Here is a 20,543-nt window from a genome sequence, read left to right as displayed (position 1 = left end):
AATACAAGTGGCGGCCCGCCGCAAGACCACTGCCGGCTCGCGCCCACGGCCGCGCCGTCGCGGCATATCAATTCGCATGGATGAATCACGCGCCCCGAATGCGCGCCGTTTGCATGTTTTTGCTGGCACGCTAACGCGCAATGTACGCGCGATTTTTGTCAAATTTGTGACATGTCATCAACGCGCATCGCGCACAACGCGCTGCCGATTCAGCGATGCAGGCGGCGACTGGCGAATTCGTCCATGACCTCGATAACGCGGTCGAATTCAAGTGATTTATCGAAGAAATAGCCCGCCCCGCAATCCAGGCAGCGCTGGCGCAGCGCCGGCAGCGCATAGTTGGTCAGCACGATCGAGAGCATGCTCCGATGCAGGCCGGCTTCTCGCAGATAAGCGAGCACTTCGATGCCCGAACCCTGGCGCAGCTGCAAGTCGACGATGATCGCATCAAACGCCTGCTCCTTGAGCAAAGTCACCGCCTCGGATGCCGTGTCGGCCGTGCCGGCGACGATAAACACGCCGGATGCATCGATGGCTTCAGCCAGACTCTCCCGGATCACGGCGGAATCCTCGAGGAGAAAAACGCGAAGCGGGGCACTGGCCATGACATTCGTCCGTTATGCGATACCGGGTGGCACTATAGAATCAACCCATTCTCGAGCGCGTAGCGCGTGAGCTCGGCATTCGATTGCAGGCGCATCTTCTCCAGCACGCGCGCACGATACGTGCTGATCGTCTTGACGCTCAGATGCAGTTCCTCGGCGATTTCAGTCGGCTTGCGGCCCTGGGCGAGTTTGCAGAAAACCTGAAATTCCCGGTCGGACAGGCCATCGTGCATGGCCTGATCGCCCGGTCGCTCAAGCTTTTGCATCAGCAAGCCGGCGGTGACCTCGCTGACGTAGCGATGGCCTCGCGCCACGGTGCGAATCGCGCGGATGATTTCCTCGGGCGGCGCATCCTTCATCACATAGCCATCGGCGCCGGCACGCAGCAGAATCACTGCGTATTGGGTCTCGGGATAGGTACTCAAAAAAAGTACGGGCAACCGGGGCTTGATTTGCTTGACGACACGCAACGTGTCGATGCCATTCGTGTCGGGCATCGCAATATCCAGCAGCACCACATCGAACTCCCGCTCGCGCACCAGAGTGACGACCTCTTCGCCACTGGCGGCCTCGGCAGCGACCTCCATATCGGGTTCGTCGCAGACGAACTGCCTGAAGCCGGTGCGCACGATCGCATGATCGTCCGCCACCAGAATTCGGATCGCGTCGGATATCGCCATAGGATGCTCCCGTAACGCTGATGCTGCTGTTCGTCGGTGCGGCCAGACCTGCCCTACTCCCGCTCGAGCAGATCGGCCATGTCGTGCGCGTGTTCCTCCTCCATGGCCAGAATCTCTTCCAGCAGGCGACGGGTGGTGGAGTCGCGCTCGCCCACATAAATCGCCATGGCGCGATAGGAATCGATTGCAATGCGCTCGGCCACCAGATTCTCCTGAATCATATCGCGCAACGTTTTGCCGGCCACATATTCGGCATGGCTGCGCTGTTCGAGCGTGGCAGGAGAAAAATCCGGCTCGCCGCCCAGTTGAATGATGCGCTGCGCGACGCGCTCCGCATGCTGCAGCTCCTGCGCCGCATGCGCGGCGAATTCGGCCGCCACCGGCTCGGCATGGATGCCGCTGGCCATGAATTGGTGCCGCTTGTAACGCAACACGCAAACCAGTTCGGTTGCCAATGCATCGTTGAGCAATTTCACCACGGCGTCGCGTTGCGCGCCATAGCCTTCGGTTACCGCGCCGGCCTGCAGGTGTTCTCTGGCCTTGGCGCGAACGGCTTGAATGTCCATTTGGAAACCGCCTTGGTGGCGTGAATGCTTGTCCTGATCGGTCATCGACTTCACTCCTTCAAATACGGGTTGGGTGGGCGCCTGAGGTTGCGTTGCCGGCATCACTACCGCCCCACCACGCCCATGAATAATGTGATGATGAAAACCACCAAAAATATGAAGAACAAAATCTTGGCAATCTGTGCGGCGCCCGCGGCAATGCCGGTGAAGCCGAACACTGCGGCGATCAGGGCGATCACAAAAAATACGACCGCATAATGAAGCATGAGTCCTCCCATTTGTGTAAGCAAAGGAAACTGCGCGTTCCGATCCACAGTTTTGATGTTAGAAGTAATGCTGCCTTTGCTATGTCGGGGTCCTGCTGTTTTTCTCGTAGGAATCGACCGACATGTCGATACCCGCCCCGGGTAGCGAAAATCATTCGTCATGATTGAGAGGAGCCATTCATGATCAAGATCTGGCTTGGGCGCCGCAGTTGGATCGCCGCCATGCTGTTGGCCATTGCCATTGCCGTGGGTAGCCTGCTGGTGCTGGAGTCCGCGCATCGCCGCATGGCCAGCGACTATGAAAGCGCCTTGCAGGCGATGACCGTCGCCACGGAAATCAACGAAGTCACCGTCCGTACCGCGACGATCGTGTCGAGCCAGCGCGGCTATTTGCTCTCCGGCCAGGACGCCTACCTCAAGTCCTACCTGAGCGCTGTCAAACGTATTCGCGCGCTGTCCGAGACAATCGTTGCGCATTACACCCGACTCCACGATCGGAATGGATTGCGAGACTTCGCGAGTCTGATCGAAGTGTTCAGCCGGCACATACAGGCCATGACCAGCGCCCGCCAGGCATTTGCGCTGCGACGCATGAGCGCGGACACCGCGCTCGCCCGGACTGCTCACGATATCGACGGCCTGGAACGTCTCCAGGACGGCTTCACCGCGCTCTACCGACGCGAGTTGGGCCGCGCGCAGGTCGCGCGCGAGCATGGCCGGACCGATCAGTGGCTGTCGGCCATCAGCGCCATCGCGTTGTCGCTGCTCAATATCGGGCTATTCGTGCTGCTGTTTCGGCAATTGGGCAGGCAGATCCGGCGCGAACGCCGGGCGCGTGAAGCCTTGGACTCCCAACAGGCCCGTCTCGACAATCTCGTCCAGGAGCGCACGCAGCAACTCGACGAGCTCGCGACGCATCTTCAAAACGTCAGCGAGGCGGAGAAAACCAAGCTCTCGCGCGAACTCCACGACGAGCTCGGCGCGATCCTGACCGCGTGCAAAATGGACGTCACCTGGACGCACCACAAGCTCAGGCAAAGCGACTCGGCGCTGGCCGACAAATTGCAGCGCGTGCTGCGCAACCTCGACCAGGGGGTGCAGATCAAGCGGCGAATCGTCGAGGATTTGCGCCCGACGGTGCTGATGAACTTCGGGCTCGTGTCGGCCCTGCGCATCCTGGCCAGCGAAGCCGGCCAGCAAAATCAGTGGCGAGTGACGCTTGCCCTGCCCGACGACGACATCGTGCTCGACGAACAGACCGCGATCGTTCTGTTTCGTGTGACGCAGGAGGCGCTGACCAACGCGGCCAAGTATGCGCACGCCACCGAGGTGGACCTGTCGCTCGAGCATGACGTACACCAGGTGAGGCTCGAGGTCGCCGACAATGGTGTGGGCATCTCGCCCGAGCAGATTCGCAAACCGAAAACCCACGGCCTGCTCGGCATGCGTCAGCGCGTGTCGGCCCGCGGGGGGCAGATCGATATCCGCAGCAAAGCGCAAGGCGCGGGCACGACCATCCGCATCACGATGCCGCGCGTGGCGGCCGCCAGCGGCCAGGCATCCTGCGTGTGAGAAGCCGCTGACAGCCGAACCCGAATCGACCGACACGATGCGGGGTCGCTTGCCGACAGCGCGAGGTCCGCCATCCTGCATAAGATGCACTCAACGCTGTCGCATCGATCGACGCACGGCGTTCCTGTCAATTACCTAGGAGCCGATATGAATAGCGAGCAACTGCAGGGTAAATGGAATCAGTTCAAGGGGGCCGTCAAGCAGCAATGGGGCAACCTGACGGACAACGACCTGATGCGCATCGAAGGAGACCGCGACAAACTCGTCGGGCTCTTGCAGGAGCGCTACGGCAAGGCGAAGACCGAGGTCGAGCGCGAGGTCGACGACTGGAACCGCACTCACCGCATGTGGTGAAGCCTCTCACCGAGCCTTCGAGTCTCGGCAGCATTTCAATCACCCGACCGCTGGATACGGAGCAAATCATGAAACGTTTGATTGCATTGGCACTGCTGCTCGGTGTCGTGCTGAGCGGCTGCAACACGATGCAAGGCGCCGGCAAGGACATCGAGCACGGTGGACAGGACCTGCAAGGCGCGGCACAGCGCAATAAGTAGGCATGCACACCCGGCCGAATCGAACCGTTGATTCGGCCTTTTCCGTCGTTTTGGCGTCGCGTGGGGGCAACGCGGCCAGCCAAGTTGTAATAAAACGTAACCGCGGCAGGCGAGTGCTCCCGGCGCGTGCTGCGCGGGCGCATCGCCGGCGAGGCGGTATCTGCCGTTCATGGCCTTTTCGCGACGGCAAGGCGCTTCGCGGCAGTGAGAATTTGCAACAAATTACTTAACAGAACACCGATCAAATTCGCTAAATTCAAAGCAGTCAAGGCCGTTTGTCGCGTGGCTCGAACAGTGCGTCGCGGCCAAACCAAAAGAATAGATATCAGCAGGAGTACCCGTATGAAAGCGAAATTCGCCGCGCTCATGGTTACAGGGGCGGCACTGGCTGCCGGCCTGGCTGGCACGGCGCAGGCCCACGTGTCGGTGGGCATCGGCATCGGCATCCCCTTCCCGGCGCCCGTATACGTCGCCCCGCCCGTGTACGTGGCCCCGCCTCCTCCGCCGCCGGTGATCTATCAACCCAGCGTCGTCTATTACGGTCCGCCGCCCGGCTACTATGGCTATGGGCCTTACTATGGCCGTTACTATCGCCGGGGCCATTGGCACCACGGCCACTGGCGTCGCTAGTCAGGCGAGGCACGGCAGCGGCCAACGCGCCGCCGCCGAGTCAGACGCGGTAGAGCATGCGCACGCCGCCCCAATGTCGGCCGTGAACGAAAATCGGCGCCGACACGTCTTTCATCAGAGTGAATTCACCGCCGCCCATGTCGCGCCGATAAGTCTGTAACAGAAATGGGCGCGTGTTGCGGGCCGCCGCACTGCCGGTGCGGTCGTCGAAAATGCGCCGGTTGCGGCAATGCGCGGCATTCCACAGCGGATCGTTGGTCGGTGCGCTCGAATATTTCAGATTGTGAGTCGGCACGTAGCCGTTTTCGTCAACCGCGAAACATGCGACAACGCGCTCATCCATCTCCAGCAAGGGTTCCAGGATTTCCGGCAGCGCGCGGTCGGTAAAGGCCGTGACGCGCGTCAGAAACTGCGGCGGATCGGAGCCGGCAATCGGCTGATAAATGCGATCGAAAATCGCCTCCTCGGTCACCGACCGTTGCGCAAGCGCGGCCTCGAACAGCTTGCCCACGCGCTGAGCCGCTCGCTGTACGGTGTCGATAAAGGGCGTGTCGCCAGTCTTCACGCCGGCGTCGGCCGTCAGGCCGATGAGATTTTCCGATACGCTCAGGCAACCGTTGGTCTGTTCGCGCGCTTGGGCCATGTTCTCAGCCGAACGAACGACTTCGCCCGCCATCTCCTCGACATGTTCCGACAGGCTGACGCACTCGGCCTCGATAGCCTCACTGGCCTGGACGATATGGCCAGTCTCTTCATCGAACGTCGAGAGCGCGTGAGCGGCCAATCCGATGACCGTGCCGATCGCGTGCGTTCCTTCCCGCACCTGCGCCGCGCGCGCCATATTGGCGCTGCTCTCGGCCATCAGACGCTCGGTTCGCGCGGCCAGGGTCGCCAGCGTCGTCTCGATTTGCTGCGTGGCCTCGCCGGTTTGCGCGGCCAGCTGTTTGACTTCGGCCGCGACCACCGCAAAGCTGCGCCCCGCCGGGCCGGCACGGGCGGCCTCGATAGCGGCGTTGAGGGCCAGCAAGTGGGTTTGCCGCGCGATGACCGAAATGCCCTCGGCGACTTTGCCCACATGAAGCAATGCCTCGCTCAAACCACCTATTTCCTGCTCCATGCCGGCCACGCCCTCGGCCAGCCCATGAATGGTCTGTAGCGACGCGTCGGCCGTCGCGCGCGAGCCGGCGACCTCGCTACTCGCTTGCTGGGCCACATGGCGAGCATGTCGCGCGGCTTCGGCGATGCGCTGGTTACCCTCGGCGGTATGCGAGGCAGTGCGGCGCAGCACCTGGAAAACCTCGGCCTGCCGTTTCAGGCGCGTCGCCACTTCCTCGACATGCCCGGCGATGTCGCAAATTTCAATACCCAGCTCGCCGGCCTGGCCGGCGATGTCTGCCATGACTTGCGTGGATTTCGTGGCGCTGCCGCCTCGTCGCCAAAGCCCCATTGCCCGCCCCTCGTTTCGTGGTGTACCGGAGTGATAACGGCCTCGCAAGCACAAACTTGATGGACACAATCCCTCATGGCGCACCCGCGTGGGCTCGCAGTAAGCTAGCGTCGGACGCGGGCAAATGTATAAAAATATCCGTGTAAAGCGCCGTGCCCGGGGCGGCACCGGCGGCACCGGGAGTCGAAGGTGATCTGGATGAGACAAGAATCGCGCCGTGTCGCGCCGCGAGGCCGCAGCGCCTGGCTGTGGCGCGCCGGTTGCGCGATTGTGCTGAGTTGGCCGGCAGGCCAGGTGGCCCGCGCCGGACTTGATTTCTTTATTCCGATTCCGGTGGCGCAGTGCGGCAAGGCCCTTTCGCTGCAGGTCGATCCGAACGAGGCGCGCGACGCCGAATATCTCGGCGACCTGGATGCCTATCAAAATGAAGAGGGCGCATACATTGCCCAGGCGATCGCCGACGTATGCGGCGGGAGCCCGCATTACCGAACGCTGATGCTGCAGCGGGTCGACCGGATCTACATCGATTATGCGGCCGGCCAATATAATCCCATCCCCTATCTGGCAGGCCGCACGCTGATCGTGGCAACACCGCACGACGGCATGTTCAACAGCCACGTATTTCGCCGCGAACTGCGCCACGCGCTGGAGCGCGGCTGGCCCGCTGGCGCGGGGACCGAGCGGCAATAGTCGCGCGGCTTAGACGCGACCGGGCTCGCCACGCAACGCGCAAACGTATTGGCGCGGCGTCATGCCGGTCAGACGGCGAAACCTCTCCGTGAAATGACTCTGCCCGCTGAAGCCGCACATCAAGGCGATTTCGGCCAGCTCGTGCCGCCGCTCGCCAAGCAGGCGCTTGGCCAGCTCGATGCGCTGGCGCATCACGAAGCCATGCGGGCTTTCACCCGTGGAGTGCTTGAATTGCCTGGCAAAGTGATACGGGCTGAGCGCGGCCTGCGCGGCAAGCCGGTCGAGCGACAGCGGCTGGTCGAGGTGCGCGGAAATATACTCGCAAACGCGCCGCAGGCTGGCCGGCGCCAGTCCGCCCCGCGCCGCCGCGAGCCGTGCCGGCCGGCCATCGGCATAGCGCGCCAGCAGGTAGGTCAACAGCATTTGACCGGCGTAGCTCAGGGTCAGGCGATCGGCCGGCGCTTGCCAGTCCAAGGGCAGCAGGGTCGAGCGCAGCGCGTTGTCGAGATAACTGTCGCGGAAAAATGTCAGGTCCCGCAGTGTCAGCCTGTCCGGGTCTTGATCGAAGGTCTCCAGGGCCGCCCGCTCGAAGGCCCGCTGCGGTACGTACAAATGCAGCAGACTGACCTCGCCGGCCACGTCCCAGTCAGTGCTGACGCCGGCCGGCATCAGGCACAGCGTCCCCGCGCCGCCGCCGGCGAGCTGTTGCCCCGCCATGCGGCGGCGGATGCCGACTCCGCCATCGACATACAGGCTCAAGGTGTGATGCCCTGGCACCTCGTAGCGCGTAAAAACCGTCTCGTTGCGCTGCCACAGCGCAATGCCGATACCGCTCTCCAGGGACACCGACGAGCGCAGTGGCACACCATGCTCGCGCAAGTGGTTGAAAATGGTGAAATGGCCCAGGGCATCGGCTTGATCAGTAGGCATGGCTCGCGTCCTTCCGTGCGCAGAGTCTAGCGTTTCGCCTGGTCGTCCACAAGCACGGCCAACACATGCCCCCGTTGGCGCAAGTTTTCGATAAAACCGCATGGACCCGACAGACCGCCGGCCCAGTGAGCACTATCTTGCAGGATGGCTCAATATTCTCCTCCGTACCCATGACCGTTTTCCTTTTTATCGCACTCGTACTGGCCTGGGGTTTCACCTGGTTTGCGATCAAACTGCAGCTTGGCCTCGTGCCGCCAGAGATATCGATTTGTTATCGTTTTGCGCTCGCCGCCAGCTTGCTCTGGATCGGCCTGGCGCTCGCCCGCCGCTTGCGCCCGGTGCCATGGCGCGCCCATGGGTGGATCGCCCTGCTGGGCGTGACGCTGTTCAGCCTGAACTTCATCCTGATTTACTCGGCCACGCAAAACATTGCCAGCGGCATCGTCTCGGTGTTGTTTACTTTTGCCACGGTCTTCAACGTGTTCAATCAGTGGCTCTTCATGCGCCGCACGCCGCAGCCCAAGGTGCTCGCCGGCGCGGCCATGGGCATCCTGGGCATCGCACTGCTGTTTGGCCACGAGATGCAGTACCTGCATGGCGGCGGCAGGCAGGCGCTGGGCGTGGGTCTGGCGATTGCCGGCACGTATGTGTTTTCGCTCGGCAACCTGGTCTCGATGCGCGCGACTCGCGATGGGATCGATTTGCCCAATGTGATGGTGCGGGGCATGACCTGGGGCGCGCTGTTTCTGGCTTTGTTCGCGCTGGCGCGCGGTGCGCACTTTGTCCTGCCGCCCACCCCGGTCTACGTGCTTAGCCTGCTTTATTTGGCGATACCCGGTTCGATCCTCGGCTTTTTCTCGTATCTGTCGCTCGTCGCCCGCATCGGCGCCGATCGCGCGGCATACGCTACCGTGCTGTTTCCGGTGGTCGCGCTGGCGGTATCGACGGTGCTCGAGGGTTATGTCTGGACACCCTGGGCATTCGCCGGCCTGGCGTTGATTTTGTGCGGGAATGTCGTGATTTTTTCACGCTGGTCGCTGGTTCGGCTGGCGCGGTAAGGAGCACGCTCACGTTGAGTTGCACATCGGACGGGACCCCGTCGCGGGCACGACGATCTATCGGGAAACGCATTATTTGCTATTATTTTTATATTCCCTCCCGATACATCGCCTATGACGCCCGACCAATTGCTGACTTTCGCCACGGTGGCGGAGCTGGGTAACATCAGTCACGCCGCCGAGGCGTTGCATCTTTCTCAGCCGGCGGTCTCGGGGCAATTGCGCCTGCTGCAGGAAGAGTTTGGCGAGCCGCTTTACCGACGCGACGGGCGCGGCATCCGTCTTACCGCCACCGGCCAGCAACTGGCGGCGTACGCTGGCAAGCTGCGCCAGGATTACCGGCAGATTCTGGCGTACCGCAATGCCCTGCGCGGGCTGGAAACCGGCACCCTGCGCCTGGGCGCGAGCACCACGCCAGCGAGCTATCTGCTGCCTTACCTGATCGCCGAGTTTCATCAGCGTTACCCGGCGGTGTCGATCGACGTGATCGACGGCAACACGACGGAAATCGTCGAGCTGCTGCCGACGCTGGACATCGGTTTTATCGAAGGCCCGATCCCCCCCAGCCTTGGCCCGGATATCGCAATACGCCCCTGGCACGAGGACGAGGTCGTGGCGATCGCCCGCGCCGACCACCCGCTGGCTCGGCAGTATCCGGATGGCGCGACCTTGAAGCAACTCGCCGCCTATCCGCTGGTGCAGCGCGAGTCAGGATCCGGGGTGCGCCAGCTGGTAGAGCGCGCGTTTGCGGTGGCGGGGCTGGAGCCTCGCGTCGCCCTGGACCTGGCGGGCGTCGAGGGCGTCAAGGAAGCCGTGCGCGCTGGCATGGGCATCGGTTTTGTGTCGGCCATGTCGATGCGTCACGAGGATGACTTGCTGGCGACATTACGCGTCGATCCGCCCCACGGGCTCAAGCGCCTGTTGACCGCCCTGGTGCCCCACGCCGATATGCCGACGCGCACCGCCCAGCGTTTCCTGTCGCTATGTTTTCCGGACGCCGACACGCCGCCGGCCGGGATGTCGACCGGTTAGGCGGGCGTGTCGCGCGTCGGGACAAGCGATTGGCCGCCGTACAACTCGTCGAGCAACGCGTCGACGGTGGGGTAGCGCAACGCGTAGCCGAGCTCTCGCTTCAGGCGCCGATTGTCGAGCCGGCGCGACTCGCGCATGAACGACCATAGCGTGGGCGGCATTTGCTGCTGCGCCTGTGCGCGCGTCAGGCGCGGCGGGCGAGCAAGGCCGGCGGCATCGGCTACCCGATCGAAGTAGTCCGCCATTTTCAGATGCGTGTCGTCGCTGGCATGGATCACTCGTTGCGGCTTGCCGCGCCACAGGACACGCACCAGAATCGCGGCCAAATCGTCCGCATGGATGTGGTTGGTGTAGACGTCGTCCTCGGCGCGCAGGGCCGGCGTCGCCTTGGCAAGGCGAGCCAGCGGCAGCCGATCGGCCGCATAGATCCCGGGGATACGCACGATCGAGTTGCGCCAGCCCGGCGCACGCAAACTCGGCGCAGCGGCGCTTCGCCACGCCGCACGCGTGCGTGCCGCACGCCCGCTTGCTGCCGGAGTCCGGCGCGCGCCCAGGCGGCGAACGACGCGCTCGGCATCGACCCGACGCACGGCGCGCGCGGATGTCGGGCTCACCGGCCGGGTCTCGTCGACCCACGCCCCGCCGCAGTCGCCATAAACGCCGCTGGTGCTGGCGTAGACCAGCGTGCGGCGGCCCGCACCTGCAACCTGCTCGGGTACAATACCGGGTTTGGCGGAACTCAATGCGCTGAGCAAATGGCGGGTGCGCGAGTCGAGCGCACCGGTGGGCGGCGGCGGTGCCAGATGCAGCACGCGCGGCGCCAGATGCCGCAGGCGCCGCAAGCTGTCGGGATGATCGAGGTCGCCAATCAGCGGTATCGCGCCTGCCTCCCGCAACTGCGCACGACGTGACGCTTGAGAGGTCAGCGCGAACACCCGGAAGCGCTTGCGCAGCAATGGCAGACAGCGCATGCCGACGTCACCGCAGCCAACGATCAGCAGACGGGGACGCCCCAGTTTTTTCAGTGATTTCATTTAGCGGATTGTAGTATGTCCTATAACGTAACGATCCAACCCAGCGGTCACCAATTTCAGGTAGAAGAAGGCGAAGCGGTGCTGAGCGCCGCATTGCGACAGGGCATCGGCCTGCCATATGGCTGCAAGAACGGCGGTTGCGGTTCCTGCAAGAGCAAGATTGTCGAAGGCTCTATCGAACAGGGCGCCCACTCGCACACGGCGCTGCCCCAGGATGAACAGACACGCGGCATGGCGCTGCTGTGCTGCGCCCACGCCCGTTCGGATCTGGTGATCGAAAGCCGTGAGGTCATCGGCGTGGGCGACATCCCGGTCAAGCGTCTGCCGTGCCGGGTAGCCAAACTCGAGCGCCGCGCCGACGACGTGATGGTGATCCACCTGCAATTGCCGGCCAACGAGCGCCTGCAGTTTCTCGCCGGACAGTATCTCGAATTCATCCTGAAAGACGGCAAGCGCCGCAGTTATTCGATGGCCTGCGCGCCGCACCAGGACGGCCCGCTCGAACTGCACGTGCGGCACACCCCGGGGGGCGTGTTCACCGATCACGTTTTTGGCGCCATGAAAGAGCGTGACATTTTGCGTTTCGAAGCGCCGCTGGGCACCTTCTTTCTGCGCGAAGATACCGATAAGCCGATCGTGCTGCTGGCCTCCGGCACCGGCTTCGCACCGCTCAAGGCGATCGTCGAGCACGCGCTGCACAAAGGTATCGCGCGGCCCATGACGCTCTACTGGGGCGGACGGCGCCGCAAGGATCTCTACATGGCCGAGCTGGCCGAGCAGTGGGCGCGTGAGGTGCCGAATTTCACCTTCGTGCCGGTGCTGTCCGAGGCCGATGCCGCCGATCAATGGCAAGGCCGGACCGGCTTCGTCCATCACGCGGTCATGCAGGATCTGCCGAACCTGAGCGGCTACGAGGTGTACGCCTGCGGTGCACCGGTCATGGTCGAGTCGGCACGCCGCGAGTTCTCGGCGCATTGCGGCTTGCCGGCCGAGGCTTTTTACGCGGACGCCTTCACCACCGAGGCCGACCTGGCCGCCTAGCGAGAGGCATGGGAGCGATTGTGCGAAACCTGCAACATGGCGCACGCCAAGGTTTTGACAAGCTTCCCGCCTTGGTCGTATGCTTCGCCCATGAACTGCCTCCAGACCTTTATCCGACGTCGCCGTACGTTGCTCCCTCCGGGGCGCCGCGCGGCTCGTCTTGGATTGCGCTGAACGCAGTCAGCAAACATACGAAGGCCACGGGCGATCCCCGTGGCCTTTATCTTTTCGATCCCCGCCTTTAAATGGAGTCAGCCATGCAGTTCAGCGAATTCCCGGTCCAGTCACTGATGTACATCACGAATCGGCCGGAGACGGTCTTCACCCACGGCAAGGGTTCGTGGATCTTCGATCACACCGGCAAGCGCTATCTGGACTTCATTCAGGGCTGGGCGGTCAATTGCCTGGGTCATTGCAACGAGGGCATGATTCGCGCGCTGACCGAGCAGGCTGGCAAGTTGATCAATCCCAGCCCGGCCTACTATAACGAACCGATGGCGCGGTTGGCGGGACTGCTCACGAAAAACAGCTGCTTCGACAAGGTGTTTTTCACCAACAGCGGCGCCGAGGCCAACGAAGGGGCGATCAAGCTGGCGCGCAAGTGGGGGCAAAAGCATCCCAACGCGGCCGGCGGCGCGCGCTTCGAAATCATTACGTTTGACCACAGTTTCCACGGGCGCACGCTGGCGACCATGTCGGCCAGCGGCAAACCCGGTTGGGACAAGATTTTCGCGCCGCAGGTACCCGGCTTTCCCAAGGCCGAGCTCAACGATATCGCCTCGGTCGAGAAGCTGATCGGCCCCGACACGGTGGCAGTGATGCTCGAACCGGTGCAGGGCGAAGGCGGCGTGATTCCGGCCACCCGCGAATTCATGCTGCAATTGCGCGAACTCACGCACCGGCACAATCTGCTGCTGATCGTCGACGAGGTGCAAACCGGCTGCGGCCGCACCGGCAAGCTGTTCGCCTATGAACTGTCAGGCATCACGCCCGACATCATGACGTTGGGCAAGGGCATCGGCGGCGGCGTGCCGCTGGCCGCGCTGTTGAGCACCGCGGCCGTGGCTGTGTTCGAGGCGGGGGATCAGGGCGGCACCTATAACGGCAATCCATTGATGACGGCGGTCGGCATTTCGGTCATCGAACAATTGACCGCGCCGGGCTTCCTGGAGAACGTCACCCAGCTCGGCAATTATCTGCGCGAGCAGTTGCTGGCGCTGTGCGACACCTATGGCTTCGAGGGCGAGCGTGGCGAGGGCCTGCTGCGCGCGCTGCTGCTGGGCAAGGACATCGGCCCGCAAATCGTCGAGAAGGCGCGCAATCTGTCGCCGGACGGTCTGCTGGTCAATGCCGCGCGCCCGAACCTGCTGCGCTTCATGCCGGCACTGAACGTCACGCGAGAGGAAATCGACCAGATGATCGCGATGCTCAAGACGGTTCTCGCGCAGGTGGGCTGAGCTCGTGCAAGCCACGTCGAGCGCCGCCGCGCCGCCCACATCCCCGGCATCCTGCGAGATTTCGTGCGATCCGGCCAGGCTCGACGTGGCGATGATCCATCGCTTTTTGTCGACCGAAACGGATTGGGCGCGCGGCATACCGATGTCGCTGCTCAGCCGCGCGATTGCCCATTCGCTGTGTTTTGGCGCTTATGATCTCGAGGCCGTCGCAGGCGATGCGCCGCAGGTCGGTTTTGCACGTGTGATCACCGACCGCGCGACCTTCGCCTATCTTTGCGATGTGTTCGTGGTGCCCGAAGCCCGCGGCCGGGGTATCGGCCGGCAATTGGTGGTGGCCGTGATGGCGCATCCCGCGTTGCACGGCTTGCGCCGCTTCATGCTGGCCACCGATACCGCGGCCGGCCTCTATGAACGCTATGGCTTCACGCCGCTGCCGGCGGACCACCCGTTGATGCAGATTTATCGGCCCGATGCGTATCGACACCCAGCCGAGACAGCCCCGCAACAACGCTAGGTCATCGCCAGCCTGAATAAAAAAAGCGCCTCGCAAGAGGCGCTTCCTGTCACCGCAGTCGCCGGACGATTACTCGCCCAGGTAAGCGGCACGCACTTTCGGATCGTCGAGCATGTCCTTGGCGTCGCCCGTCATGGTGACCAACCCGCTATCCATGACGTAGCCGCGATGGGCCGCCTGCAACGCCAGTCGAGCGTTCTGCTCGACCAGCAGCACGGTCACGCCTTCTGCCGATACCGTGCGCACGACCTCGAAGATCTTCTCGACCATGATCGGCGAGAGTCCCATCGACGGCTCATCGAGCAGTAGCAGCTTGGGCTGGCTCATCAGCGCGCGCGCCATCGCCAGCATTTGCTGCTCGCCCCCGGAGAGCGTGCCGGCCAACTGGCTGGCGCGCTCCTTCAGGCGCGGGAAAATGCCGTACATGCGTTCGGTATCGTCCTTGATGCCGGCCGTGTCGTTCCGCAAGTAAGCACCCATCTGGATGTTTTCGAGGATGGTCATGCGTGCAAAGATGCCCCGACCTTCCGGAACCATCGCCAGGCCGCGCTTGAGCAGATCGAACGACTTCACGCCGCGAATCGATTGCCCAAGATACTCGATATCGCCGTCGGCCCACGGCAGCAGGCCGGTGATGGCTTTCATCGTGGTGGTCTTGCCGGCGCCATTGGCGCCGATGAGCGTCACCAGTTCGCCCTGCTTGATATCCAGATCGATTCCCTTGACCGCCTTGATGCCGCCATACGACACCTTCAGGCCCTTGATTTTCAACATCGCTTCGCTCATCAATGGCCTCCCGCCCCGAGATACGCTTCAATCACGGCGGGGTTTTTCTGCACATCCTGCGGCAGCCCCTGCGCAATCACCTTGCCATAGTCCAGTACCGTCATGCGATTGCACAGCCCCATCACCAGCTTGACGTCGTGCTCGATGAGCAGAATGGTCTTGCCGTCGCTGCGAATCTTGTCGAGCAGACCCCGCAACTCGACTTTTTCCGTCGCGTTCATGCCGGCGGCCGGCTCGTCCAGGGCCAGCAGTTTCGGATCGGTCGCCAGCGCGCGGGCGATTTCGAGCCGGCGCTGATGGCCGTACGACAGGTTCGACGATGTGTACTTGGCGTATTGGGCAACGCCCACGTATTCCAGCAGCGCCATCGCGCGCTCGTAGATGCCCTTCTCCTCGGCACGAGCGCCGGCATGGTGCGTGATTGCGCCCCACACCCCGGTTTTGGTGCGCACGTGGCGCCCGACCATGACGTTTTCGACCGCCGTCATGCCCCCGAACAGGCGGATGTTCTGGAAGGTACGCGCGATGCCGGCCTTGGCCACCTCGTGCACCGCAGTCGGCTTGTACGGCTGGCCGCCCAGGACGAATTTTCCCGAGTCGGGCGAGTACAGCCCGGTGATAACGTTGAAGAAGGTGGTCTTGCCGGCACCGTTCGGGCCGATCAAACCGTAGATTTCACCGGCCTTGATTTCCAGGCCAACATCGGTCAACGCCTGCAGGCCGCCAAAACGCTTATTGACGCCCTGGACGGACAATAAAATATTCTCACTCATGTCGCTCGTCCTCAAGAAGTCGTCATTGGTCGTTCTTCTGGGCGGGGCGAGGGCCACAAGCCCGCCGGACGATACAGCATGATCAGAATCATCGCCAGGCTATACAGCAATTGGCGCGCCACTTCAGGATCGATGTAGACGTGTCCGAACATACTTTGCTGCATCGGTCCCAGCGTGGAGCGCAGGAACTCGGGGAATGTCGACAGCGCGATGCCTCCCAGAATGACGCCGGGAATGTGTCCCATACCGCCGAGAACCACCATCGACAACACGATGACGGACTCCCAGAAGGTGAACGATTCGGGCGAGACGAAGCCCTGGAACGCAGAGAACATGCCGCCCGCGACGCCGCCGAACGATGCACCCATGGCAAATGCAAGCAGCTTCACGTTACGGGTATTGATGCCCATCGCCTTGGCGGCAATTTCGTCTTCACGGATCGCCACCCAGGCTCGCCCGATGCGGGAATGCTGCAGGCGGATGCAGATGAACGCGACAATCAGGGCCAGCAACACGAACAGGTAGTAATACATGTAGACCGAAGGAATCTGCAAGCCCAGGAGATGCTGGGTCTTGGCGAAATCGACTCCGGCGATATCGACCGAGCGGATGCCGATGATGCCCTTGGGTCCGTTCGTGATGTTGATCGGGCGGTCGAGATTGTTCATGAAGATCCGGACGATTTCCCCGAACCCGAGGGTCACGATCGCAAGATAGTCACCGCGCAGGCGCAACGTCGGCGTTCCGAGCAGGATGCCGAAGATAGCCGCCATCGCCGCCCCCAGGGGGATCGTCAACCAGACGGAAAAATGCAGGCCGTGCGGGAACATCCTGGCGATCGCCGGGAAATGCTCGGTCAGATGGGGCGAAGTCAGCAAAGCGGTAACGTAGGCGCCAACTGCGTAGAACGCGATGTACCCGAGGTCGAGCAGACCGGCGAAACCTACCACGATGTTAAGACCCAGCGCGAGCATGATGTAGAGCATCGCGAAATCGAGCACGCGTACCCAGTAGTTGCCGCCGGCATATCCGACCAGAACCGGCGCGAGTATCGCGCCCACCACGAACAGGGCCAGTCCGCGCATCGCCTTGCGGGCAGCCACCTTCTCGGAAATCGGCGCCGCCGTATTGGTTTGTGCTTGTGTCATGTCCGTCTCCTTAGGCGCGATCGGCCACACGCTCACCCAGCAGGCCGGATGGACGGAACACCAAAACGATGATCAGCACGATGAATGCGAAGACGTCCTGATAGTTGCTGCCAAATATCCCACCGGTCAGCTTGCCGATGTAGCCGGCCCCGAGTGCTTCGATCAGGCCCAGCAGAACGCCGCCCACCATTGCACCGGTCAGATTGCCGATCCCCCCCAGCACCGCGGCCGTGAAGGCCTTCATGCCAGGGATGAAACCCATGTAGAAGTGGGCATTGCCGTAATTGCTGGCCATCATGACCCCGGCGACGGCCGCCAACGCGCCGCCCAACGCAAAGGTCACGGAAATCACGAAGTTGGGATTGACGCCCATCAGGCCGGCCACGTTACGGTTCTCGGCGGTGGCGCGCATTGCCCGGCCAAGGCGGGTACGATTAACCAGTTGGGTCAGGCCGATCATCATCAGCACCGCCACCACGACAATCACGATACCCGTGCCGTTGGTGACCGCGCCCACGTGCTTGGCCGTCTCGGGAATGACCGTAATGGCATCGGTCGGCAGCAATTGCGGGAACATCAACGGGTTACGGCCCCAGATGATCATCGCAATCGTTTCAAGCAGCAGAGAAACCCCGATCGCCGTGATCAGCGGCGCCAGTCGCGGCGCGTTGCGCAGACGACGGTAAGCCACCCGCTCGATAATGTAATTGACCACCGCACAAGTGGGCATCGCAACCAGTGTTGCAATGAGCAATGTGACGAAGGGATTGAGATGCGGAAAGAAATGCATGACCAGATTGATGGTGGAGAGCGCCACCATGGCGCCGATCATCATCACGTCCGCGTGGGCAAAATTGATAATGCCCAAAATACCGTAGACCATCGTGTAACCCAATGCCAGGATCGCGTAGACGCAACCCAGCACCAGACCGTTGAGGATCTGTTGGATAAAGATATCCATGAATACTAACTCCTTGGTCCCACTCGCCGGGCCCAACGACACGTCTCACCGGTAGGTCGGAGCGGGTCGCCAGGGGAAAATGCAAATGATAAAAACGGGTTCCTGTTGAGGAGGCGGGCCTCGCCCGTTATGGGGGCTCGGCAATGATCCGCAGATAAAGAAACGGCACCGCATGGTTGTTGACGGTGCCGTTTCTGGGCCTCGGGATCCGAGATTTACATCTTTTCGACGTCGAGGACGGTCTTCTTGCCGTCCTTGTAGTCATACAGCGTAATGACCGGCTGCTTCAGGTCACCCTTCGAGTCGAACTGAACGTTACCAATCACGCCGTCGTAGTTCGTGGCCGGCATGGCCGCGAGAATCTTCGCCGGATCGGTCGAGTTGGCGCGCTTCATTGCGTCGACAATGATGCCAACCGCGTCATAGGTGAACGGAGCGTAGATCTGAATCGGCTGGTGGAAGCGCGCTTCGTATTCTTTCTCGAACTCTGCGCCCTTCGGCATCTTCGACAGCGCCATGCCGGCTTCCGAGCAAACGATGTTGTTGATCGCGTCGCCCGCCAACTCGGCGACCTTGTCGGTACAGACGCCGTCGCCGGCCAGAACCTTGCCATTGATGCCAAGTTCTTTCGCCTGCTTGGCGAACGGGCCGCCGGTCGCGTCCATGCCGCCGTACATGATGATGTCCGGACGCTCGCCCTTGATCTTGGTCAGAATCGCGCGGAAGTCCGTGGCCTTATCGTTGGTCTCGTCGTGGCTCAGCACTTTCATGCCGTCGGCCTTGGCGGTTTTCTCGAACTCGTCAGCCAACCCTTGGCCGTAAGCCGTGGCGTCGTCGACGATGGCCACCGATTTGGCGTGCAGCGTCTTGAAGCCGTAGTTGGCCAGCGCCGGACCTTGCTGAGCATCGGTCGCCACCACGCGGTACGCGGTCTTGAAGCCTTGCTGGGTGTAAGCAGGGTTGGTGGCCGACGGGGAGATTTCGACGATGCCGGCATCGCTGTAGATCTTCGAGGCGGGAATCGTGGTGCCGGAGTTCAGGTGACCGACCACCGCGACGACGTGGTCGTCGACCAGCTTCTGCGCGACTTGCGTGGCGGTACGGGGATCGCCCGCATCATCCTGCGCGTCGAGTTCCAGCTTGATTTTCTTGCCGTCGATCACCAGACCCTTCTTGTTGATGTCTTCGATCGCCAGACGTGCCCCGTTTTCGTTGTCCTTCCCGAGGTGCGCGATTTCGCCGGTCAGCGGTGCCACGTGACCGATCTTGACGACCTGGACGTCACTGTCGGCTGCGGCAGTCGTCGCGGCGGGCGCAGCGGCGCCTGCATCGGCTTTCTTTTCTTCCTTCTGCCCGCATGCCGCGAGCAGAGTTACCGCAGCGACGAGAGGCAGAACCTTCGCGAACTTGAGTTGCATATTTTTTATCTCCTGATTACCAGCGGATTGTGGCCGCCATGACAGTGTTTCTCGTACGAAACGCGCGCATTGTAACTCCATTTTTTTCCCGTGCGAGCCCCGCAAGCACAGGGTTTTCCATGATGAGAGCCTAAATTTGTCCCTCCTTTTGCGATCGAGAATCTAACGCAGTGCAACCCAAAAATCGCCTCGGGTTTCCCCGGGTTGCACCATACCGAATTCCGCTTATCCATAACGCCGCGAATCAAGCGGTCGGCGTTACACCACATCAGCAAAATAAGCAAAATACGTGCCCGGGGATATTCGAAGACAAACTCTAAACAGTGAGTCCCCGCTCAAGAGAGAAAAAACACAGGAGACGGCAGGAAAGTCTGGATACCAAAATATCCCCATCGGCACGTTACACCTTGCCGCGGATGAACTCAATCAGGTAATGCCAGACCCTTGGGCAGTGGGAAAATCACGGTCTCTTCAACGCCGTCGAGCTTGCGCACGCGCCGCGCGCCCAGCTCGTTCAACCGGGCGATGACGGCTTGCGCCAGCGCTTCGGGCGCCGAAGCGCCAGCCGTCACGCCGATATGGCGCTTGCCGGCTAGCCAGGCGGGTTGGATTTGTTCGGGAGCGTCAACCATATAGGCATCGACGCCCATTTTCTCGGCGACCTCGCGCAGGCGGTTTGAGTTCGAGCTATTGGGACTGCCGACCACGATCACCACGTCGCACTGCGGTGCCATGAATTTGACGGCATCCTGGCGATTTTGCGTGGCGTAGCAAATGTCCTGTTTTTTGGGCTCATGGATGCCGGCGAACCGGGCTTTGAGGGCCGCGATGATTTCCGCGGCATCATCGACCGACAACGTCGTTTGCGTGACATAGGCAAGCCGGGTCGGGTCGGCGACCTGAAGCCGCGCCACGTCATCGACACTCTCGACCAGATACATGCCGCTGCCGTCCATCTGCCCCATGGTTCCCTCGACCTCGGGGTGTCCGCGGTGCCCAATCATGACAACCTCGATGCCGGCAGCACGCATTTTCCCGACTTCGACATGAACCTTGGTGACCAGCGGACAGGTCGCGTCGAAAATCCGCAACCCGCGGCGCTGAGCTTCGGCGCGCACCGCCTGGGATACGCCGTGCGCGCTGAAAATGACCGTCCCGCCCTCCGGCACCTCGGTGAGATCGTCGACGAATACCGCACCCTTGTGGCGCAAATCGCCCACCACATAGGCGTTGTGCACGATTTCGTGGCGCACGTAAATCGGCGCCCCGAACAGCTTCAGGGCGCGCTCGACGATTTCGATGGCACGATCCACGCCGGCACAGAAGCCGCGCGGCTGAGCCAGCAGAATTTCGGCATTCGCCTCGGTCACGGTACTCATCG

At 62.2% G+C, this 20,543-nt stretch carries 23 protein-coding genes; 10 read left to right on the top strand and 13 right to left on the bottom strand.

Features of this window, described 5'->3' with window-relative positions; all coding sequences use genetic code 11:
- Positions 1-209 precede the first annotated feature (209 nt).
- The 4 genes from PATSB16_RS01095 to PATSB16_RS01080 all read right to left on the bottom strand — a co-directional run bounded on the left by PATSB16_RS01095 (position 210) and on the right by PATSB16_RS01080 (position 2,117).
- Complete coding sequence (locus tag PATSB16_RS01095; RefSeq protein ID WP_047216053.1) at positions 210-605, bottom strand: response regulator; 396 nt, start codon at positions 603-605, stop codon at positions 210-212.
- 32 nt (positions 606-637) lie between these two features.
- Positions 638-1,285: a response regulator gene (locus PATSB16_RS01090; protein WP_047216051.1), complete on the bottom strand. Its 648-nt coding sequence runs from the start codon at positions 1,283-1,285 to the stop codon at positions 638-640.
- Positions 1,286-1,338: 53 nt separating this feature from the next.
- A complete protein-coding gene (locus PATSB16_RS01085; protein WP_418303880.1) occupies positions 1,339-1,851 on the bottom strand; it encodes a ferritin-like domain-containing protein in 513 nt (170 codons plus the stop codon).
- A 104-nt stretch (positions 1,852-1,955) separates the two neighbouring features.
- Positions 1,956-2,117, bottom strand: a complete 162-nt coding sequence (locus tag PATSB16_RS01080; RefSeq protein WP_047216049.1) for a DUF1328 domain-containing protein — start codon at positions 2,115-2,117, stop codon at positions 1,956-1,958.
- A 180-nt stretch (positions 2,118-2,297) separates the two neighbouring features.
- Between PATSB16_RS01080 and PATSB16_RS01075 the strand changes: the two genes are divergently transcribed.
- From PATSB16_RS01075 to PATSB16_RS01060, 4 genes are all read left to right on the top strand, one after another.
- Positions 2,298-3,689, top strand: coding sequence for an ATP-binding protein (locus tag PATSB16_RS01075; protein ID WP_047216048.1), 1,392 nt, complete (start codon positions 2,298-2,300; stop codon positions 3,687-3,689).
- A gap of 147 nt (positions 3,690-3,836) precedes the next feature.
- Entirely contained in the window at positions 3,837-4,043 is a 207-nt protein-coding gene (locus PATSB16_RS01070) for a CsbD family protein (protein WP_047216047.1), read from the top strand.
- A gap of 68 nt (positions 4,044-4,111) precedes the next feature.
- Positions 4,112-4,243 carry an entericidin A/B family lipoprotein gene (locus PATSB16_RS01065; RefSeq protein ID WP_072628588.1) on the top strand — a complete coding sequence of 44 codons (132 nt, stop codon included), beginning with the start codon at positions 4,112-4,114 and terminating at the stop codon, positions 4,241-4,243.
- A 342-nt stretch (positions 4,244-4,585) separates the two neighbouring features.
- The gene (locus PATSB16_RS01060) at positions 4,586-4,873 is read left to right on the top strand and encodes a hypothetical protein (protein ID WP_072628587.1); all 288 of its coding nucleotides are present in this window, start codon (positions 4,586-4,588) and stop codon (positions 4,871-4,873) included.
- A gap of 40 nt (positions 4,874-4,913) precedes the next feature.
- Here the strand turns inward: PATSB16_RS01060 and PATSB16_RS01055 are convergent, their stop codons facing one another.
- Positions 4,914-6,272: a methyl-accepting chemotaxis protein gene (locus PATSB16_RS01055; protein ID WP_237170273.1), complete on the bottom strand. Its 1,359-nt coding sequence runs from the start codon at positions 6,270-6,272 to the stop codon at positions 4,914-4,916.
- Positions 6,273-6,518: 246 nt separating this feature from the next.
- Between PATSB16_RS01055 and PATSB16_RS01050 the strand changes: the two genes are divergently transcribed.
- Positions 6,519-7,010: a hypothetical protein gene (locus PATSB16_RS01050; RefSeq protein WP_047216044.1), complete on the top strand. Its 492-nt coding sequence runs from the start codon at positions 6,519-6,521 to the stop codon at positions 7,008-7,010.
- A gap of 9 nt (positions 7,011-7,019) precedes the next feature.
- On the opposite strand, the gene PATSB16_RS01045 is transcribed toward PATSB16_RS01050, so the two are convergent.
- Positions 7,020-7,940 (bottom strand): helix-turn-helix domain-containing protein, encoded by a 921-nt coding sequence (locus tag PATSB16_RS01045; protein ID WP_047216043.1) that lies wholly within the window; start codon positions 7,938-7,940, stop codon positions 7,020-7,022.
- 170 nt (positions 7,941-8,110) lie between these two features.
- Here PATSB16_RS01045 and PATSB16_RS01040 point away from each other — a divergent pair, with 170 nt between their 5' ends.
- Positions 8,111-8,998, top strand: coding sequence for a DMT family transporter (locus PATSB16_RS01040; protein ID WP_047216042.1), 888 nt, complete (start codon positions 8,111-8,113; stop codon positions 8,996-8,998).
- Between the two features lie 114 nt (positions 8,999-9,112).
- Positions 9,113-10,030, top strand: coding sequence for a LysR family transcriptional regulator (locus tag PATSB16_RS01035; RefSeq protein ID WP_047216041.1), 918 nt, complete (start codon positions 9,113-9,115; stop codon positions 10,028-10,030).
- Here the strand turns inward: PATSB16_RS01035 and PATSB16_RS01030 are convergent.
- Complete coding sequence (locus tag PATSB16_RS01030; protein WP_047216040.1) at positions 10,027-11,064, bottom strand: NAD-dependent epimerase/dehydratase family protein; 1,038 nt, start codon at positions 11,062-11,064, stop codon at positions 10,027-10,029. The genes PATSB16_RS01035 and PATSB16_RS01030 overlap by 4 nt on opposite strands.
- 15 nt (positions 11,065-11,079) lie before the next feature.
- Between PATSB16_RS01030 and PATSB16_RS01025 the strand changes: the two genes are divergently transcribed.
- From PATSB16_RS01025 to PATSB16_RS01015, 3 genes are all read left to right on the top strand, one after another.
- A complete protein-coding gene (locus tag PATSB16_RS01025; RefSeq protein WP_047216039.1) occupies positions 11,080-12,105 on the top strand; it encodes a CDP-6-deoxy-delta-3,4-glucoseen reductase in 1,026 nt (341 codons plus the stop codon).
- A gap of 257 nt (positions 12,106-12,362) precedes the next feature.
- On the top strand, positions 12,363-13,562 hold the full coding sequence (locus tag PATSB16_RS01020) for an acetylornithine transaminase (RefSeq protein ID WP_047216038.1): 1,200 nt from the start codon (positions 12,363-12,365) through the stop codon (positions 13,560-13,562).
- Between the two features lie 91 nt (positions 13,563-13,653).
- Positions 13,654-14,076 carry a GNAT family N-acetyltransferase gene (locus tag PATSB16_RS01015; protein WP_083566632.1) on the top strand — a complete coding sequence of 141 codons (423 nt, stop codon included), beginning with the start codon at positions 13,654-13,656 and terminating at the stop codon, positions 14,074-14,076.
- Positions 14,077-14,145: 69 nt separating this feature from the next.
- Here the strand turns inward: PATSB16_RS01015 and PATSB16_RS01010 are convergent, their stop codons facing one another.
- The 6 genes from PATSB16_RS01010 to ispH form a co-directional block, all read right to left on the bottom strand.
- Positions 14,146-14,862 (bottom strand): ABC transporter ATP-binding protein, encoded by a 717-nt coding sequence (locus PATSB16_RS01010; RefSeq protein WP_047216035.1) that lies wholly within the window; start codon positions 14,860-14,862, stop codon positions 14,146-14,148.
- Positions 14,862-15,635 carry an ABC transporter ATP-binding protein gene (locus tag PATSB16_RS01005; RefSeq protein ID WP_047216034.1) on the bottom strand — a complete coding sequence of 258 codons (774 nt, stop codon included), beginning with the start codon at positions 15,633-15,635 and terminating at the stop codon, positions 14,862-14,864. The genes PATSB16_RS01010 and PATSB16_RS01005 overlap by 1 nt, the downstream gene beginning before the upstream one ends.
- 11 nt (positions 15,636-15,646) lie before the next feature.
- Complete coding sequence (locus tag PATSB16_RS01000) at positions 15,647-16,783, bottom strand: ABC transporter permease subunit (RefSeq protein ID WP_047216033.1); 1,137 nt, start codon at positions 16,781-16,783, stop codon at positions 15,647-15,649.
- A 10-nt stretch (positions 16,784-16,793) separates the two neighbouring features.
- The gene (locus tag PATSB16_RS00995) at positions 16,794-17,744 is read right to left on the bottom strand and encodes a branched-chain amino acid ABC transporter permease (protein ID WP_047216031.1); all 951 of its coding nucleotides are present in this window, start codon (positions 17,742-17,744) and stop codon (positions 16,794-16,796) included.
- A gap of 215 nt (positions 17,745-17,959) precedes the next feature.
- Complete coding sequence (locus PATSB16_RS00990; RefSeq protein WP_047216030.1) at positions 17,960-19,162, bottom strand: branched-chain amino acid ABC transporter substrate-binding protein; 1,203 nt, start codon at positions 19,160-19,162, stop codon at positions 17,960-17,962.
- 422 nt (positions 19,163-19,584) lie between these two features.
- On the bottom strand, positions 19,585-20,541 hold the full coding sequence (ispH, locus tag PATSB16_RS00985) for a 4-hydroxy-3-methylbut-2-enyl diphosphate reductase (RefSeq protein ID WP_047216028.1): 957 nt from the start codon (positions 20,539-20,541) through the stop codon (positions 19,585-19,587).
- Between the last annotated feature and the right edge of the window lie 2 nt (positions 20,542-20,543).

It is taken from the genome of Pandoraea thiooxydans (assembly GCF_001931675.1).
In the GTDB taxonomy this organism is placed as follows: domain Bacteria; phylum Pseudomonadota; class Gammaproteobacteria; order Burkholderiales; family Burkholderiaceae; genus Pandoraea; species Pandoraea thiooxydans.
This window is presented reverse-complemented; position numbering and strand designations above follow the sequence as displayed.